The sequence below is a fragment of the Petrimonas mucosa genome (genome assembly GCF_900095795.1).
GTDB lineage: Bacteria > Bacteroidota > Bacteroidia > Bacteroidales > Dysgonomonadaceae > Petrimonas > Petrimonas mucosa.
The window spans coordinates 1,639,450-1,655,031 of record NZ_LT608328.1 but is presented as its reverse complement, the minus strand read 5'-3'; the positions used below and the strand labels follow the sequence as shown (position 1 = coordinate 1,655,031).

The 15,582-nt window shown below is 51.2% G+C and carries 16 protein-coding genes and 1 tRNA gene; 11 read left to right on the top strand and 6 right to left on the bottom strand.

The genetic code is table 11. The features are described from left to right. Positions 1-15: 15 nt before the first annotated feature. The 3 genes from ING2E5A_RS06615 (at position 16) to ING2E5A_RS06605 (ending at position 2,401) form a co-directional block, all read left to right on the top strand. The gene (locus ING2E5A_RS06615; protein WP_071136737.1) at positions 16-966 is read left to right on the top strand and encodes an IS30 family transposase; all 951 of its coding nucleotides are present in this window, start codon (positions 16-18) and stop codon (positions 964-966) included. Between the two features lie 91 nt (positions 967-1,057). Beyond that, positions 1,058-1,128, top strand: a tRNA-Gln gene (locus tag ING2E5A_RS06610). A 49-nt stretch (positions 1,129-1,177) separates the two neighbouring features. Next, on the top strand, positions 1,178-2,401 hold the full coding sequence (locus ING2E5A_RS06605; protein WP_071136736.1) for an HD domain-containing protein: 1,224 nt from the start codon (positions 1,178-1,180) through the stop codon (positions 2,399-2,401). Here ING2E5A_RS06605 and ING2E5A_RS06600 read toward each other — a convergent pair. Further along, entirely contained in the window at positions 2,398-2,865 is a 468-nt protein-coding gene (locus tag ING2E5A_RS06600; RefSeq protein WP_083373227.1) for a YbaN family protein, read from the bottom strand. The two genes, ING2E5A_RS06605 and ING2E5A_RS06600, sit on opposite strands and share 4 nt — an antisense overlap. A gap of 87 nt (positions 2,866-2,952) precedes the next feature. Here ING2E5A_RS06600 and ING2E5A_RS06595 point away from each other — a divergent pair, with 87 nt between their 5' ends. The 4 genes from ING2E5A_RS06595 (at position 2,953) to ING2E5A_RS06580 (ending at position 6,510) form a co-directional block, all read left to right on the top strand. Next, a complete protein-coding gene (locus ING2E5A_RS06595; RefSeq protein ID WP_071136735.1) occupies positions 2,953-3,456 on the top strand; it encodes a low molecular weight protein-tyrosine-phosphatase in 504 nt (167 codons plus the stop codon). Positions 3,457-3,558: 102 nt separating this feature from the next. Further along, positions 3,559-5,040: a proline--tRNA ligase gene (gene proS, locus ING2E5A_RS06590; protein ID WP_071136734.1), complete on the top strand. Its 1,482-nt coding sequence runs from the start codon at positions 3,559-3,561 to the stop codon at positions 5,038-5,040. A 42-nt stretch (positions 5,041-5,082) separates the two neighbouring features. Continuing rightward, positions 5,083-5,988, top strand: coding sequence for a 1,4-dihydroxy-2-naphthoate octaprenyltransferase (gene menA / locus ING2E5A_RS06585; RefSeq protein WP_071136733.1), 906 nt, complete (start codon positions 5,083-5,085; stop codon positions 5,986-5,988). Between the two features lie 21 nt (positions 5,989-6,009). After that, a complete protein-coding gene (locus ING2E5A_RS06580; protein WP_071136732.1) occupies positions 6,010-6,510 on the top strand; it encodes a GtrA family protein in 501 nt (166 codons plus the stop codon). 1 nt (position 6,511) lies between these two features. Here the strand turns inward: ING2E5A_RS06580 and ING2E5A_RS06575 are convergent, their stop codons facing one another. The 4 genes from ING2E5A_RS06575 to ING2E5A_RS06560 all read right to left on the bottom strand — a co-directional run bounded on the left by ING2E5A_RS06575 (position 6,512) and on the right by ING2E5A_RS06560 (position 9,716). Further along, positions 6,512-7,111, bottom strand: a complete 600-nt coding sequence (locus ING2E5A_RS06575) for a thioredoxin family protein (protein ID WP_071136731.1) — start codon at positions 7,109-7,111, stop codon at positions 6,512-6,514. Positions 7,112-7,136: 25 nt separating this feature from the next. Then, a complete protein-coding gene (locus ING2E5A_RS06570; RefSeq protein WP_071136730.1) occupies positions 7,137-7,646 on the bottom strand; it encodes a TlpA disulfide reductase family protein in 510 nt (169 codons plus the stop codon). Positions 7,647-7,745: 99 nt separating this feature from the next. After that, positions 7,746-9,047, bottom strand: coding sequence for an alpha-L-fucosidase (locus ING2E5A_RS06565; RefSeq protein ID WP_071136729.1), 1,302 nt, complete (start codon positions 9,045-9,047; stop codon positions 7,746-7,748). 15 nt (positions 9,048-9,062) lie between these two features. Continuing rightward, on the bottom strand, positions 9,063-9,716 hold the full coding sequence (locus ING2E5A_RS06560) for a hypothetical protein (protein ID WP_071136728.1): 654 nt from the start codon (positions 9,714-9,716) through the stop codon (positions 9,063-9,065). Between the two features lie 234 nt (positions 9,717-9,950). Here ING2E5A_RS06560 and ING2E5A_RS06555 point away from each other — a divergent pair, with 234 nt between their 5' ends. The 4 genes from ING2E5A_RS06555 to ING2E5A_RS15295 all read left to right on the top strand — a co-directional run bounded on the left by ING2E5A_RS06555 (position 9,951) and on the right by ING2E5A_RS15295 (position 13,734). After that, positions 9,951-12,263, top strand: a complete 2,313-nt coding sequence (locus tag ING2E5A_RS06555) for an outer membrane beta-barrel family protein (RefSeq protein ID WP_071136727.1) — start codon at positions 9,951-9,953, stop codon at positions 12,261-12,263. A 347-nt stretch (positions 12,264-12,610) separates the two neighbouring features. Further along, on the top strand, positions 12,611-13,111 hold the full coding sequence (locus ING2E5A_RS06550; RefSeq protein WP_071136726.1) for a hypothetical protein: 501 nt from the start codon (positions 12,611-12,613) through the stop codon (positions 13,109-13,111). Positions 13,112-13,252: 141 nt separating this feature from the next. Further along, a complete protein-coding gene (locus ING2E5A_RS15300) occupies positions 13,253-13,423 on the top strand; it encodes a hypothetical protein (protein ID WP_154670051.1) in 171 nt (56 codons plus the stop codon). 137 nt (positions 13,424-13,560) lie between these two features. Continuing rightward, complete coding sequence (locus ING2E5A_RS15295; RefSeq protein ID WP_154670050.1) at positions 13,561-13,734, top strand: hypothetical protein; 174 nt, start codon at positions 13,561-13,563, stop codon at positions 13,732-13,734. A 94-nt stretch (positions 13,735-13,828) separates the two neighbouring features. Here ING2E5A_RS15295 and ING2E5A_RS06540 read toward each other — a convergent pair whose 3' ends face one another. Further along, positions 13,829-15,568: a RagB/SusD family nutrient uptake outer membrane protein gene (locus tag ING2E5A_RS06540; protein WP_071138236.1), complete on the bottom strand. Its 1,740-nt coding sequence runs from the start codon at positions 15,566-15,568 to the stop codon at positions 13,829-13,831. Positions 15,569-15,582 lie beyond the last annotated feature (14 nt).

Sequence of the window (15,582 nt, the reverse complement as noted above, 5' to 3'; positions counted from 1 at the left end):
ACTATTATGTTGCTTATGAAAAAATACAAACAGTTAACTTCAGAACAAAGGTACGCGATTTATTTAAGTTTAGAAAACGGTGACACCCAGCGGACGATCGCGAGCTTGATAGGTGTCAGTCCTTCAGCGGTGTCCAGGGAGTTGCAGCGCAACAAGGACAAGCGCGGGGGCTACTCGTGGCGACTGGCCCACGAGATGGCGATGGAGAGAAGGGAACGCCTGCCCGGCAACCGGGCCACCCCGGAATGGATCAAACAAAAGGTGATCCGGCTCGTGCGCAAGGACTGGTCGCCCGGGCAAATCAGCGGACACCTGAGAAAGAAGGAGAATATCCGGGTCTCCCACGAGACCATCTACAAGTGGATCCGGGAGGACAAGAAGGCCGGGGGCGACCTTTACAAGCATTGCCGTCACAGGCTCAAGCACCGCAAGAGACCGGTGGGCTCCGTTAGAGGCATCCCCAACCGCAGGAGCATCCGGGAAAGGCCCGTGGAGGCCGACGGGAAGCGCTTCGGCGACTTCGAGATGGACACGATGATAGGGGCCGACCAGTCGGAGGCGATACTGACGGTGACGGAAAGGAAGACGAACCTCGTGATGATCGGGGAACTGCCCCGCGGAAGGGACTCGAAAGGGTTGGCCAAGGTGCTGTGCCGCATGTTGCTACCCTACAAGGGCGTGATAAGGACGATCACCACGGACAACGGCTTGGAGTTCGCGGCGCACGAACGGATCACGGAGATGCTGGAAGCCCCGGTGTACTTCACCGACCCCTATTCGGCATGGCAAAAAGGATCGATCGAAAACGCGAACAAGCTCATCCGGCAATACATCCCCAAGGGGGCGTCCTTCAAGAACTATCCACCCGACAGATTGAAGCGGATACAGCACAGGCTGAATGAAAGACCGAGGAAAAAATTGGACTTTAACACACCCAAAGTTGAGTTTTACAAACAATTAATGTAAATTGCACTTGCTGCTTGACTCTGCCAGACGTTTTTTTTTCGTAATATTTTTTTGTTTATCACTTTTTTTTTGTACTTTTGCACTCACAAATTGTCTTATGGTGTAATGGTAGCACAACAGATTCTGGTCCTGTTTGTCTAGGTTCGAATCCTAGTAAGACAACTAAATGAAAATCAGACCGTTGGGCAACCAATGGTCTTTTTTGATTTATATGCAGCCGAAGCGAAAAATAATCAACGATCCGGTCTTTGGATTTGTAAACATTCCCGACGAGTTTATTTACGAACTGATTCAGCATCCCTGCCTGCAGCGGTTGAACCGGATCAGGCAGCTCGGCATGGCATCATATGTCTACCCCGGAGCACAGCATACCCGCTTCCACCACACTATCGGGGCCATGTACCTGATGGAGGTGGCGCTGCTCAACCTGCGCGACAAGGGACACGAGATCACCCGGGATGAGTACCGAGGGGCGCTGGCTGCCATCCTGATGCACGATATCGGACACACCCCCTTCTCTCATGTCCTGGAGGATGTACTTGTCAACCACGTCCCGCACGAAGCGATCTCACTGCTGCTGATGGAGCGGATCAACGAAGAGAAGCAGGGTGCGCTCCAGACAGCCATAGATATTTTCAGGGACAGGTATCCCAAGCGGTTCCTGCATCAATTGGTCAGCGGACAGCTGGATGTCGACCGGCTGGATTATCTGCAGCGAGACAGCTTTTTTACCGGTGTAAGCGAAGGGAGTATCGGCGCGGCGCGCATCATGAAGATGCTGGATGTGATTGACGACAAGCTGGTGGTTGAATCGAAGGGGATCTACTCGATCGAGAATTTCCTGATGTCGCGCCGCTTCATGTACTGGCAGGTCTACCTGCACAAAACGGCAGTAGCATCTGAAAAGATGCTGATCAACACCATCAACCGGGCAAAACATCTGTCGCGAAACGGCGAGGAGCTGTTTGCGTCACCGTCACTGGCATTTTTCCTGAAGAACGACATCACGTTAAACGATTTCAGGGATCGTCCGGAAGTGCTGGAACATTTTACAAACCTTGACGATAACGATATCTGGACATCACTGAAGGTATGGAAATCCCATCGCGACAAGGTCTTGTCGCTGCTGAGCAGCGGGATGGTCAACCGGAAACTGTTTAAGATCCAGATCTCCAACGAACCGCATCCGGCGGAAAGGCGGCATGAACTGATCCGGAAGTTCAGCCGGCAATACGGGATATCGGAGAGCGAGGCAACCTATTTCGTCTCTTCCGACTCGCTGGTCACCGACATGTACAACAAATATGACGAGAGTATCATGATTCTCTATCGCGACGGATCCATCAAGGATATCTCATCGGCCTCCGACATGTTCAACATCGAGGTATTATCTAAAAAGGTGGAGAAGTACTACCTGGCCTATATGCGGGATTAATCCTCGGGATATTCTCTCCCCTCGGGTACAAGAAACCATACCACGATGGCTCCCACAAGACCGGAGACAAGAATCACCATCCTCAGTAGCGGCAGCGAAACGATCAGGAAAGAGGAGATCAGCACCATGATCATCATCAACACGATCACCTTCACCTTTCCACTTTTGGTGACACCTCTTCTGCGTTGGTAATCGCGGATGCGCGGGCCCAATATCCGGTTCTTCAACAGCCAGTTGTAGAGCCTGTCGGAGCTTTTGGCAAAAAGGGCAGCCGACAACAGGGCAAAGGGGGTACAGGGTAAACCGGGAACAAAAAAGCCCAATATGGCCAGGATCAATGCAACTGATCCGCCTGTGGCAAACAAGATCCTCTTGATTTTGTTCTTCTCCAGTTCTCTTTTGGCTTCAACAACGGTAATCTCCTTGGAGACGGATTGTGATGCTCTCTCTTGCGGTATGTTCATCCCGAGACAATTATGGGTTTGAAGTGCAAATATAAATAAAAATGCTATCTTTGCCGCATTGTTTTAGATTATAATCAATTAAGCACTATGCAAAATCCTCCCTCCAAGCTTCAACAGGTAAACGTACTCTTTGTCTGTCTCGGAAATATCTGCCGTTCACCGGCTGCTGAAGGGATCCTGAAAAAGATGGTTGCCGACAATCACCTCGAGGAGAGCATCATTGTCGATTCTGCCGGAACCTCCGGCTGGCACGAAGGCGAATTGCCCGACGACCGGATGCGTATGCACGGCCAGCGTCGCGGCTACAATTTCTCCTCCCTTGCACGCAAGTTCGAGAGGAGCGACTTCGACCGGTTCGACTATATCGTGGTGATGGACGACGACAACTACCGTAACGTCAGGAAACTGGCCAGGACAGAAGAGGATGTTGCCAAGATCCACCGGATGATCGATTACTCCAAGAAATATTCACACCACCAGAAGGTGCCCGATCCCTATTACGGAGGGTCGTCAGGCTTTGAACTGGTGATGGATCTGCTGGAAGATGCCTGCGAAAACCTGCTGGAAGAGATCAAAAGCTGCCTGATGTAGACAAGCTTTGGGGATTTCAATCGAAATCCCCGTTTCCGGTTTCACATTTCTGCGAATATTCGTATCTTTGCAGCCTTAAATATTCAGAATTTTGTAAACGATATGGCAAAGGAATTGAAAGAACTGACTCCCCGCAGCGAAGATTATTCGCAGTGGTACCTCGACCTGGTGATCAAGGCCGAAATGGCGGAAAATTCAGCCGTACGCGGCTGTATGGTAATCAAACCGTACGGTTACGCCATTTGGGAGAAGATGCAACGCCAGCTGGACGACATGTTCAAGGAAACCGGACACGTAAATGCCTATTTCCCGATGTTTATCCCCAAATCGTATCTCAGCCGCGAAGCCGATCATGTGGAAGGTTTTGCCAAGGAGTGCGCTGTGGTGACCCATTACCGGCTCAAGAACTCTCCCGACGGTAACGGCGTGGTGGTAGACCCTGCTGCCCGGCTGGAAGAGGAACTGATTGTCCGACCCACTTCCGAAACCATTATCTGGAGCACATACAAAAACTGGATCCAATCCTATCGCGACCTGCCACTGCTCATCAACCAATGGGCCAACGTGGTTCGCTGGGAGATGCGTACCCGCCTTTTCCTCCGTACGGCCGAATTCCTCTGGCAGGAAGGGCACACCGCCCACGCCACTGAAAAAGAGGCGATTGAGGAGACCGAAAGGATGATCAATGTCTATGCCGAGTTTGCCGAAAAGTATATGGCCCTGCCGGTGATCAAAGGAAAAAAATCGGCTTCGGAGAGGTTTGCCGGAGCAGTCGACACCTACACCATCGAAGCCTTGATGCAGGACGGCAAGGCGCTGCAATCGGGGACCTCCCACTTTCTGGGTCAGAACTTCGCCAAGGCGTTCGATGTGATGTTTGCCGACAAGGATGGAAAGCGCGACTATGTCTGGGCCACCTCCTGGGGTGTTTCCACCCGTCTGATCGGCGCCCTCATCATGGCTCACAGCGACGACAACGGTCTGGTGCTTCCTCCCAAGTTGGCACCCTATCAGGTGGTCATCGTGCCTATCTACAAGAATGGCGAACAGCTGGCACAGATCGACGAGAAGGTTGCCGGTATCATTTCCGAACTGAAATCGCTTGGAATAAGCGTAAAATACGATAATTCCGACAACAAGAAGCCGGGATGGAAGTTTGCCGAATATGAACTGAAAGGCGTTCCCGTCCGTCTGGCCATGGGAGGCAGGGATCTGGAGAACAACACCATCGAGGTAGCACGCCGCGATACGCTGACCAAGGAGACCGTCTCCTGCGACAATATCGGGCAACATGTCAAGAGCCTGCTCAATGATATCCAGGCAAACATCTATAAAAAGGCACTCGATTACCGTACCTCGGCAACCCGCGAGGTGAACTCCTATGAAGAGTTCAAAGTGGAGATCGAGAAAGGGGGCTTCCTGCTTTGTCACTGGGACGGCACTCCTGAGACCGAAGAGCTTATCAAGAACGAAACCAAGGCTACCATCCGCTGCATACCTCTGGAAGGCGACAAAACACCCGGGAAATGTATGGTCACAGGCAAACCTTCTGCCCAGCGGGTAATCTTCGCCAGGGCATATTAAGGGAAGTCGGTTCAGACCGACCCGGAAACTCAACCAGGAAACATGGCGAAAATCAGCAATTGGATATCGGCCTTCAGGCTCCGCACACTCTATCTGGCGGTGGCCGGGGTGACGTTGGGCAGTGGGGTGGCCCTGCAGGAGGGAAACTTCTCCGCAACCACCTTTGTTCTGGCTCTTCTCCTGGCCGTTTCCATCCAGATCCTGTCGAACCTGGCAAACGATCTGGGGGATTACCTGAAAGGGACCGATATTACCGGCAAGCGACAGGGACCTGCCCGCGCGGTACAGAGCGGTAGCATCTCACCAGGAGAGATGAGGGCGGCAATCGCGATCAACGTTGCTATCGTTGCGGTTACAGGAGTAATAGTGGTAGTGGATGCCGTAAAAGGTCTTCCGTTATCTTCTCTCCTCATCCTGCTTGGCATCGGCATCGTCTGCATCCTGTCTGCCCTCTTTTACACACTCGGCAAGCATGCCTACGGTTATATTGGATTGGGCGATCTCTTTGCATTTCTTTTCTTCGGACCGGTGGCGGTTATCGGCACCTACTTTCTGCAGACCCGGTCGCTTGCGTTTCAACCGGTACTGCCGGCCGTGGGACTGGGATTCATCAGCACGATGATCCTCAACATCAACAACATGCGCGACATGGATAACGACAGGAGCGCCGGAAAAACAACCGTTGCCCTGCTGCTTGGAGAGAAGAACGCCAAAATCTACCACACACTGCTCACTTTCGGCATGTTCGCCTGCTTCCTGCAGTACAACTTCATGTTCGCCCCATCACCCGGATACCGCTATCTTTACGCTACCATATTCCTGTTTCAGTTTTATATCCTGACTCAGTTGCGCCGGAAAAGCGGACGGGAACTGGATCCTTACCTCAAACATACCTCGATGGCAGGATTTCTGCTGGCCGTCGTTTTCACTATCTGCATTAACATCTAAAACGACGGAGAAAAGAAGAGGATGAGACAATTTTTAGTGTGTGCAGGAAAATTCATCGGCGAGATAATCGACATCTTCTATCCACCCTTCAGCCGCTATTTCAGCCGCCAGTTCTTCCGTTACGGGGTAAGTGGCGCTGCCAATGTAGGTTTCGACTGGCTGCTCTATTTCATTGTCTACAACTACATTCTGCAGAAACAGTTTGTGCCGTTGGGTTTTGTGACCATCAGTCCCCACATCGCGGCGTTGTTCGTCACCTTCCCCATCACCCTCTTCACCGGGTTCCTGCTTCAGAAATATGTCACCTTCACCGCTTCCGACCTGCGGGGCAGGGAGCAGCTGATCCGATACATTGCGGTTGTAGGGGTCAATCTCCTTATCAACTATTTCGGACTGAAGCTACTGGTGGAGCTGTTGCACTTCTACGCCACACCCTCCAAGATGGTGGTGACGGTGATCTGTACCATCTTCAGCTATTTCTCCCAAAAGACATTCACCTTCAAGGTGAAGAAGAGCATATAGCTCATCTCAGCTTGATGCCGCAGCCGACAGCCCTGGTGGTTGCCGGTTCGGGACTCTTATCGGCCAACAAGGCATTTACAGCGTTGGCCACATAGCTCTCCTTCACGGCACCTGCATCACCCGAGTTGTCGTCGATGGTTCCGGTATAGGCTACGACGAAACCGCTATCCGACCTCTTCAGCACAAATACCTCGGGAGTCCGGCTTGCACCGTATGCCGGCGAGACCGTCTGCTGCTCATCAAAGAGGTAGGGAAACGGGAACGATTTCTCCTTGGCCCGCACCTTCATCGCCTCAAACGAGTCGCCTTCCGATTTACCCGGATCGTTGGGATTGATGGCAACCACCGGATATCCTTTAGGGGCAAATTGGTTGTGCAAGGCAATAATCCTATCCTGATAGGCTACTGCATAGGGACAGGTATTGCAGGTAAAGATGAGGATAACACCTTTCTCGTTGTTGTAATCCTTCAGCGAGACGGTTTTTCCGTCCACACCTTTCAATGAGAACGCCGGTGCGCTCTCCCCTATCTTCAACGGCTGTGCGGCAGACAGTGTCAGCGCCACCATCGCCATGGTCCAGATAAAAAATACTCTTTTCATTGCTGTGATTTTTAAATATTGATAATTAACGAGTTACCGACTCTTCAATCAGGCGATCCAGCTCTTCATAGGTAAATGGTTTCTGGTAAAAGTACCTGAAGTTCTGCCCGTAGATCAGCGTTGCTGGAAGTGCCCCGGTCCAATCCTCGTCCACCTGCGGAATCCAGTCGTTCTGGCGCGGATCGTCGAGCAGGATAACCTCGTTCCTCATATCGTGCTTATGGATAAACGGCACAAGACGGCTCTCGAGCTGTTTGGGAAAATCCAAGCTCACCATCAGCACCTTCACCTTCTCTCCCTTGAATTTCCGTCCAATCTGCTCGAAGTAGGGTATCTCCTCAATACAGGGAGCACACCAGGTTGCCCAGAAATTCACGATGTAAAGCGTATCGCTCTGTTGATGCAGTAGCGGTTTCAACTGTTCAAAGTCCATCACCTTCACGGCTCTCGTCTCTTGAGAAAAGAGCGGAAGAGCGAGAACGGGCAACAGTAACGACAGGGCAATAAAAATCCCTTGCACCTTGCTGGTTATCATAGATGTGATTTTTAAAATGTTCAATCATCGACTACAATACCCGTAACAAGGAGCAAAGGAGTAAAGTTCGTTAACTGAAGAAAATTAACTAAACTACGGCTACTTCAACTCAAGTTCCACCACGTAATCGAGTTCGTCGGGAACCTTGTCGAGTTTCAGCAGTACACCGTCGGCATCTTGTGTGAATTTCACCGGTCTCTTGTCGAGGAATAGACGGGCCGACTTCACCTTCTTGCCGTTCAACGGCAGATAGAGCGAACTATCTTTGAGGTTGAGGATATGGACGAAGAGCCTGTTCTCCTTTTGTGTGGTCACGCCCCAGTCGCGCGGTGTGACAAACCCGCCACGAGTGCCGTAGATACTTTCGCCATACACCTTCAGCCAATCTCCCATGGCCTTGTACCGCTGGATGGCAATGTCGGGGAAGGTCCCGTCGGGACGGGGCCCCACGTTCATCAGCAGATTGGCGTTATTGCCTGCCGCTTTCACCAGGTAATGGATCAGCTCCTTTTCCGACTTGTATTTCAGGTCGGTAATATTGTAACCCCACGAGTTGTTCATCGTTTCGCAGGTTTCCAGCGGGAGTTCGCCTATTGCGGCGTTGCCGGAGAAGCCGGTGGTATTTTGTCCCGGCAGATCCTTCTCGAAAGTCTGTGCATCCTCCCCCTCCTGCGGTGCAAGGTGGTGGTTGCTGATGATCAGACAGCCCGGCTGGATGCTGTGGATATGGTCGTAGATCTCACGCAGGCGCCAGTCGAAATCGGCCGGCTGATCCCACTGCCCGTCAAACCAGATCGCTCCGATCTCACCGTAATTGGTCAACAGTTCGGTCAACTGGTTCAACATAAACCGGTGGTAAGAGTCCCAATTACCCTGTTCGGTTCGACCGACGCCGCGGCCGGTCCTTCCAAGCGGGAAATAGTCGGCCCGTCTCCAGTCGAGCTGGGAGTAGTAGAAATGGAGCTTGATTCCCTCCTTGTGGCACTCATCGGCAAGCTCCTTGATGATATCGCGCTTGAATGGCGTACCGTCAACAATGTTGTATGACGATTGCCGGGTATGGAACATGGAGAAGCCGTCGTGATGGCGGGAGGTGATACAGATGTACTTTGCGCCGGCAGCTTTCACATCGGCTACCCATTTCTTCGCGTCGAACTTGGAAGGGTAAAAGCCGTCGGCCAGCTTGGCATACTCCTGCCAGTTGATGTTCTTGTTGTTCATGATCCACTCGCCATCGGCCATCATGCTATAGATTCCCCAATGGATGAATACCCCGAACTTCATGTCCTGGAACTCGGCCCTGTTTTTCAGGTTTTCAGGTGCAGGCACATAGTTTTGTTGTGCCGAAACGGTGCCGGCCATGGTAATTGCCAGCAACAACAATAATAGTGATCGTCTCATCGTCAACTCGTTTTATTAATTGTTTTTCAGATATAATATGGCTGCTTTCACGCTCTCCACATCGCTCATATTCACTTCGTTAGCCTTCAGGTAATCATTAACCAGCCTCTTCTTGTCGCGGAAGATCCTTTTCAGTTGACCGATGTTGGAGAAACTCTGCAACTTCCCATCCAGGTTAATCCAGAAAACGTTGTAGGGAAGAATCTTGAAGTCGTCGGGCAGCTTCAGGTTATAGACCATGCCACTGGAGGCATAAGTGGAATAGGATGTTGCGGATGAGGTTTGTGAGGAACCTCCGTATGCTGAGGGTTTCCCGGGCGGTACAACCTTGCATTTGTGTTCAACAAACAGGCCGGTTTCAGCCTCATCGATCACGATTTTCACAAACTTCTTGTTCAACTGGATAAACTTTTCATTTGCGATAAAGAGTGTATCGATCTGAGGCAGCATTGCATCAGCAATAGCCAGGACCGTACCGTTATTATCGAAGACCATCTCTTCCGATGCGGCATTGTAATTGAGCTTCGCACTGTTTCTCGTGCCATTTTTCATCAAGACCGTTCCAGGTTGAAATTCAGGAAACAGATAGTGCGACAGGACCACCGGTTCTTGCGCATTGAGGCAGAATATCGTCGCCAGGGGAAAAAGCATCAGGTATTTAATTTTCATATCAGTCTCTAGATTTATTTCATTCAGTGGTACCGTTTCATCGCATGGGGTATGGATTTACTTTACAATTGACAGATGTAAAGATAGATGATATTCCTATTCGCTGCAAAAAAAATCACCATTTTAAGCGAAGTTTTTTGTCAGTCATCCTGTTAGTTAATAAAAAAATGGTTCGGGGATGTAACCAAATGAAAAGAGCTCTCGTCTTATTGTCGGATTAAACAAAACAATACAATGATTCAGAAAATTCTCTTCACGCTATCTCTCTGCAGCCTGCTGCTGCCCCTGAACGGACAGATTAAAGGGACGGTTATCGATACCGAAAGCAATCCCATACCTTTTGCCAACGTGGCCATCTATACACTTCCCGACACTACACTGATTACCGGAACCACTACCAATGAGCAGGGCTCTTTCATGCTGAACACAGACAACATCAGTTCCGATGCACTTTTACGGATATCGTTCATCGGTTATGAAACCCGAACGGCTCCAGCCCTCCCCGAACAGACCATCTCACTGCAGCCCGACACCACCATGCTGGAGGAGGTGGTGGTGGAAGGCGACCTGCCCCGCATCAGGCTCCGTAACGACGCCGTGGTCGCCACCGTGCAGAATACCGTGCTGAGCAGGGCCGGCACGGCCAACGACGTGCTGAAGCGGCTGCCTGCCATCACGGGCGATAATGGCGAGTTCACCATCTTCGGAAAAGGCAAGGCGAAGATCTACGTCAACAACCGCGAGCTGCGCGACGCCTCCGAGCTCGACCTGCTCTCGTCGGCCGACATCAAAGAGGTTGAGATCATTCATAACCCAGGATCGGGCTATGACGCCTCGGTCAAGGCGGTGATCCGTATTCACACGGTCAAGAAGAGCGGTGAAGGGTTCAGTTTCGATGTACGGTCGACCTACTTCCAGTCGGAAAATACCGACCTGCGCGAGCAGCTCAACCTCAACTACAGGTACAAGGGATTGGATATCTTCGGAACGGTACGCTATGAAAGGTATGCCCATTACCAGAGGAGCAAGATCGCTCAGGAAGCTTTCGTCGACACCCTCTGGACACAGAAGAACGATCTTTATGCGGACGGGGTAAATACTCCGCTGACCACCATAGGTGGAATTAACTACGAAATCACTCCCAGCCATAACGTGGGGATAAAATATACCGTAACCAGCTTTCCGTGGGAAGAGGGAAGAAAATCGACCACGCTGAGCGATGTTTTTGCAGACGGCACCTTTTACGACCGGTGGGAGAGCAACGAAAACCAGACCCAAGACAACCGTCCCCGTCACCGGTTGAACGTCTACTACAACGGCAAGATCGGAGAATTGAAGGTCGATTTCAACAGCGACCTCTACAGAAGCAGTCTCTCGACGGCATCCTCCATCACCGAGAAGAGCCAGGAGTATGACAACCGGATCATCACCTCCGACAACCAGATCAGGAACCGTCTCTTCGCCACCCGGCTGGTACTCTCCTACCCCCTCTGGGACGGTCAACTCCAGGCAGGGAACGAGTACACCCGTACCCGGCGTGACGATGACTACGTTACCGACATCCAGGAGATCGCCTCCACTTTTACATCGATCCACGACGATAACAACGCCTTTTTTGCAGAGTACTCCCGCAACACGCCCATTGGTCAGTTGTCTGCCGGTCTCCGGTTTGAGAAGGTCTCCTCCGACTATTTCGACGACGGTGTGAAGATGGAGGAGCAGAGTCGGGACTATACCCACTGGTTTCCCAGCTTCTCCTACGGCAACTCACTGGGCAACGTGCAGCTGCAGCTGAGCTACACAACAAAGACGATACGTCCCGCCTACTGGCAACTGGGAAGCAGCATCTTCTACGCCAACCGCTTCACCATGCAGACCGGCAATCCGTTCCTGAAACCGACCATCGTTCACGATGCCACACTCTCCGGCTCCTGGAGGTTCCTGCAGCTTATGGTAAGCTACAAGCAGGAACGGGATGTGATCATGCAGTGGGCTACCCAGATGGAGGAGAACCCTGCCGTGACCCTGCTCTCGACACGAAACGTGGATAAACTGCCCGGCCTGACCGCCTTCCTGACCGCCTCGCCTAAATTTGGCATCTGGTCGCCACAAGCCACCGTAGGCATCTATAAGCAGTGGCTCACCATCACCAGTATTGGCAAGCAGGTACGACTGAACAGCCCCATTCCCGTCGCGTCGCTGAACAACTCATTCTCGTTGCCCCGGGGATACCTGCTGACCCTCGACGCCAGCTTCCAGGGCAAAGGAGATGACCAGAACGTGGAACTGCTCGACAATCAATATAGGCTCGACCTGGGAGTGACCAGATCCTTCCTCGACGACCGGTTGTCGGTAATAGTGAAAGGACACGACCTCTTCCACGGCCTTACCACCAACATCAAGGCATACAACGACCGGCTCAACATCTACCAGTTCAACCGGTGGGATTCACGCCAGCTTGAGTTGACGGTACGTTACAAGTTCAACACCGTCAAAAACCGCTACAAGGGTACCGGTGCCGGTGAGGGCGAAATCAGCCGGATGTAGAGGACCACACCCTCTATCCACTATAGGGTTTTAATCGGGTTTGGCTGTTGTTTTTGCCAGACCCGATTTTATTTCCTGCAACTGGATATTTACAGAACAAAACATTCTTTTGCAATCAGACAGGATCTGAAGATAAAAAATTATCTTTGCTTTCGAGATATCCCGGCAACAGCCAGTCGATATCGGAACATCATATTTTTGCTCTCTCTTCCCGGCCAACGGTATAAGAAGAGTTCTTTATATATTAATGGATTTTACCATGAATCAACCTCTCATCATTATAGCTCTGCCGCCGGTATCCACTTCTTCATTCCCGCAACTTTCCACCGGGTATAAGTCTGGTAGAATTGAGTTGCAAAGTCCATATTTTTCCGTTTCCGGCAGATGGTGTAGTCAACCACTCTTCGGATGTAAATAACCCTCAAGAGCAGTTTATCAATAAATCGGAGAGAGATGAGGGGTTTACAATAAAATTATGGGTGAATTCTCCTCAATTGGATCAAGATGACGAGATCGCGATTCTCGATATTCCTGATGTGATCAATCTATATTTCAGGAAAGCAGATCCAGTGTATAGAGATAGTGAGAATCATCCGGTATTTACTGCAAAAGATGGTTCGCTGGTTGTTCTGGAATCGGATTTCGTCTCGAATATCTCATATGAAAAGCCCTTTCAAAGAGTGATGACGATCGGATTGCCACTCAATATGACAGCATCATTGAAAGGTGATCAGGAAGTGATGTTGAACGTTACGAAAGCATACTTTACGATCTATGCCGATGGGAGAATTGTAGATAACAATTTTCCTGTCCGATTCCCTGGGTGGTGGCTGGCAATGCATCAATAAGGCTTTTCCCGATGGCAGAACCAAGATTGTCACTGCAGAAGTTCACAGGTTAAAGTGGGTATGAAGCATGGAATAATTTGATTTCAAACATCACTAACAAACTGAACGAATATGCAAAACAGATGAGAATTTCTAAAAAAGGTGGCCGTTGGCTCAGTAGCCATCAGTTCGGCCCCTGCACTATTCTCCACCACCGGTGGTAGATTGACCCAGAATGCGAGAAAGGCGGTCTCCTCCAACTCTTTCATCCAGATTGCCCTGATCGGCAAGGGGGAATGGGAACAGCCAACGTATCCACCGTATTGTCGGTAGAGGGAGTAAGATTGGTGGCGGTTTGTGACCTGTATTAGCGCACCATTTTATTTTATGAAATCAGAAATTTAAAAGATCAGTGGGCACTCCTGATTGAAAAACGTTCTTGAAAATTATTGCATAGCAAGGCATCTCTTTTGAGCGTGACAACTCGAATTGAAAACAGCATGCGGGACCTGATGGTTAGCCTGGAGGTTCATGACAAGAAGAACTACCATCTTCGATTGGGTAAAAGCGTTGCCCGTACCAGTCCAGGTAGAGCTAACCGTGAGAGGGATTACAAGATTTATGAAGAGTCTCATACATCCTGATAGAAGAAGCTGGCGGTGTGGCATAAAAAAACCGGGAAGGTGAATTACCCTCCCGGTCTCCTTTCCAGATGGCTATTCCGGATAACTCCGCCGATTAATAGCTGAGGCCATCCTGCCATCCCGGGTTCTGGCTCAGCGCGCCCTGTGTCAGCACCCGCTGGTCTGCCGGTATGGGCCAGAGATAATCCCGGTCGTTGTTCCAGTCGGTACCGTAGGTCACCTTCGGGAATCCCACAATATATCCCGATGTGCCGTTCGATAGGAAGATATCCCTTTCAATCCTGACCTTGATGTCGAGCTGAGTTACCGATGTAGTTTCATACACCTCCAGGTCGGGGGTACCATCACCATTCATGTCGTAGCTGCCTACACCGGGAATATAGAGACCGTGATAGGGCACATAATGGTTCAACATCTGCTCGGCCTCCTTCCAACGGAAGAGGTCCCACTGCCTCAATCCCTCCATCACCATCTCGATGGTCCGTTCACGACGGATCTCCAGGATCACGCCCTTGTTGCCGCCTTTATTCACATTGGGGTAGCAACTCTCGAGGTATGGATCGGGGTTGCTGTTGGCGGCTGCCATCTCCAGGTTGGGCATGTTGGCACGGGCTCTCAACCTGTTGACCGAGATGTTCAGATCCTGCTGTGTCAGTGTCCCCAGCTCGGCCTTGGCCTCGGCATAGTTGAGGAATACCTCGGCACTGCGCATCAGTGGCCAGTCTGAAGTACCCTTGGAGGCACCGTCGTGATCCTTGTTGCTGATAAACTTGATCGGCTTGTAGCCGCAATAGGCGGTCAGGTCGTTCAAGGTGGGCTGGGTCTCGCCAACCTGCACATAGTTCAGCCCCAGGACGGTCTGCTCCAGACGGGGATCGCGGTTCTTCATCTCATCGGTGAAGAACATGGTCTCATAACCCGGCTGGTCGGTAAAGCGGGAACCATCCTCCATCAGGTAATGGTTGATGAAGCGGCGGGTAAAACCCTGCTGGTTGTTTGAGATGCTGAACTGCACACTGTGCGACAACTGCAATCCGGCAAAGTTGTAGCTCCGGGCCAATACCACCTCTTCGGTCTTGGCATTGTCTGAATAGAAGAGTTCACGATAGGGCTGACTGCCTCCCTTGTAGAGGTCGAACCCGCTGTTGTCGATAAATTCGCGGGCAAATTCGGCGGCAGCCTGCAGGTATCTCTCGGCACCCTCCATATTTCTGTACTTTCGGAATGTCCCTTCATAGAGAGCTGCCCGGCTGGCAAATGCCAACGCCACCCATTTCGTGACCCGGGTGTTCTTCGTGTTGGGATACTCGGTGGGGAGCAGATTGGCGGCATCCCTGAAATCCTTCAGCACATTGTCCATCACAAATCCCCGGTCATCCCTGGGCTTGTTGAGCAGCTCCACATCGGTTGAGCCGATGGTCCGGTCATACCAGGGCACATCGCCATACCGTCTAACCTTGTCGAAGTAGAAGTAGGCCCTGAAGAAGAGGGCAACCCCGTTGAACTCATTTCTGGCAGCCTCATCTTCGCAATTGGAGGAGTACTCCAGGAGATAGTTGATATTGCGCAGCTGGGTCCATGACCACGATTCGCTGGCTGGCGAGCGGGTTCCTTCAATAACGGCACCCATCGATTTATCGATCATGTCGTCGGCATTCACGCCGGCATCCGTATTCGGATTGCTCAACATGGTGTAGAACTGGTTGGTCCAAAGTTCCAGATCGGCCCTGGTTTTGAAGAATTGCAGCGGCGTCACGGAGTCTTCTGGCAACAGTGACAGGTCACAGCTTGAGAAGCCTATCAGGATCAGTCCCGCGAGAAGGATTCTTGTCATCAGTTTTTTTCTGT

Coding starts and splice junctions, on each gene's coding strand:
- ING2E5A_RS06575 (WP_071136731.1), bottom strand. CDS start 7,111: ATGAAAAGAGTATTTTTTATCTGGACCATGGCGATGGTGGCGCTGACA.
- ING2E5A_RS06565 (WP_071136729.1), bottom strand. CDS start 9,047: ATGAGACGATCACTATTATTGTTGTTGCTGGCAATTACCATGGCCGGC.
- ING2E5A_RS06540 (WP_071138236.1), bottom strand. CDS start 15,568: ATGACAAGAATCCTTCTCGCGGGACTGATCCTGATAGGCTTCTCAAGC.
- ING2E5A_RS06560 (WP_071136728.1), bottom strand. CDS start 9,716: ATGAAAATTAAATACCTGATGCTTTTTCCCCTGGCGACGATATTCTGC.
- ING2E5A_RS06580 (WP_071136732.1), top strand. CDS start 6,010: ATGAGACAATTTTTAGTGTGTGCAGGAAAATTCATCGGCGAGATAATC.
- menA (WP_071136733.1), top strand. CDS start 5,083: ATGGCGAAAATCAGCAATTGGATATCGGCCTTCAGGCTCCGCACACTC.
- ING2E5A_RS06615 (WP_071136737.1), top strand. CDS start 16: ATGAAAAAATACAAACAGTTAACTTCAGAACAAAGGTACGCGATTTAT.
- ING2E5A_RS06605 (WP_071136736.1), top strand. CDS start 1,178: ATGCAGCCGAAGCGAAAAATAATCAACGATCCGGTCTTTGGATTTGTA.
- proS (WP_071136734.1), top strand. CDS start 3,559: ATGGCAAAGGAATTGAAAGAACTGACTCCCCGCAGCGAAGATTATTCG.
- ING2E5A_RS06555 (WP_071136727.1), top strand. CDS start 9,951: ATGATTCAGAAAATTCTCTTCACGCTATCTCTCTGCAGCCTGCTGCTG.
- ING2E5A_RS06600 (WP_083373227.1), bottom strand. CDS start 2,865: ATGAACATACCGCAAGAGAGAGCATCACAATCCGTCTCCAAGGAGATT.
- ING2E5A_RS06595 (WP_071136735.1), top strand. CDS start 2,953: ATGCAAAATCCTCCCTCCAAGCTTCAACAGGTAAACGTACTCTTTGTC.
- ING2E5A_RS06570 (WP_071136730.1), bottom strand. CDS start 7,646: ATGATAACCAGCAAGGTGCAAGGGATTTTTATTGCCCTGTCGTTACTG.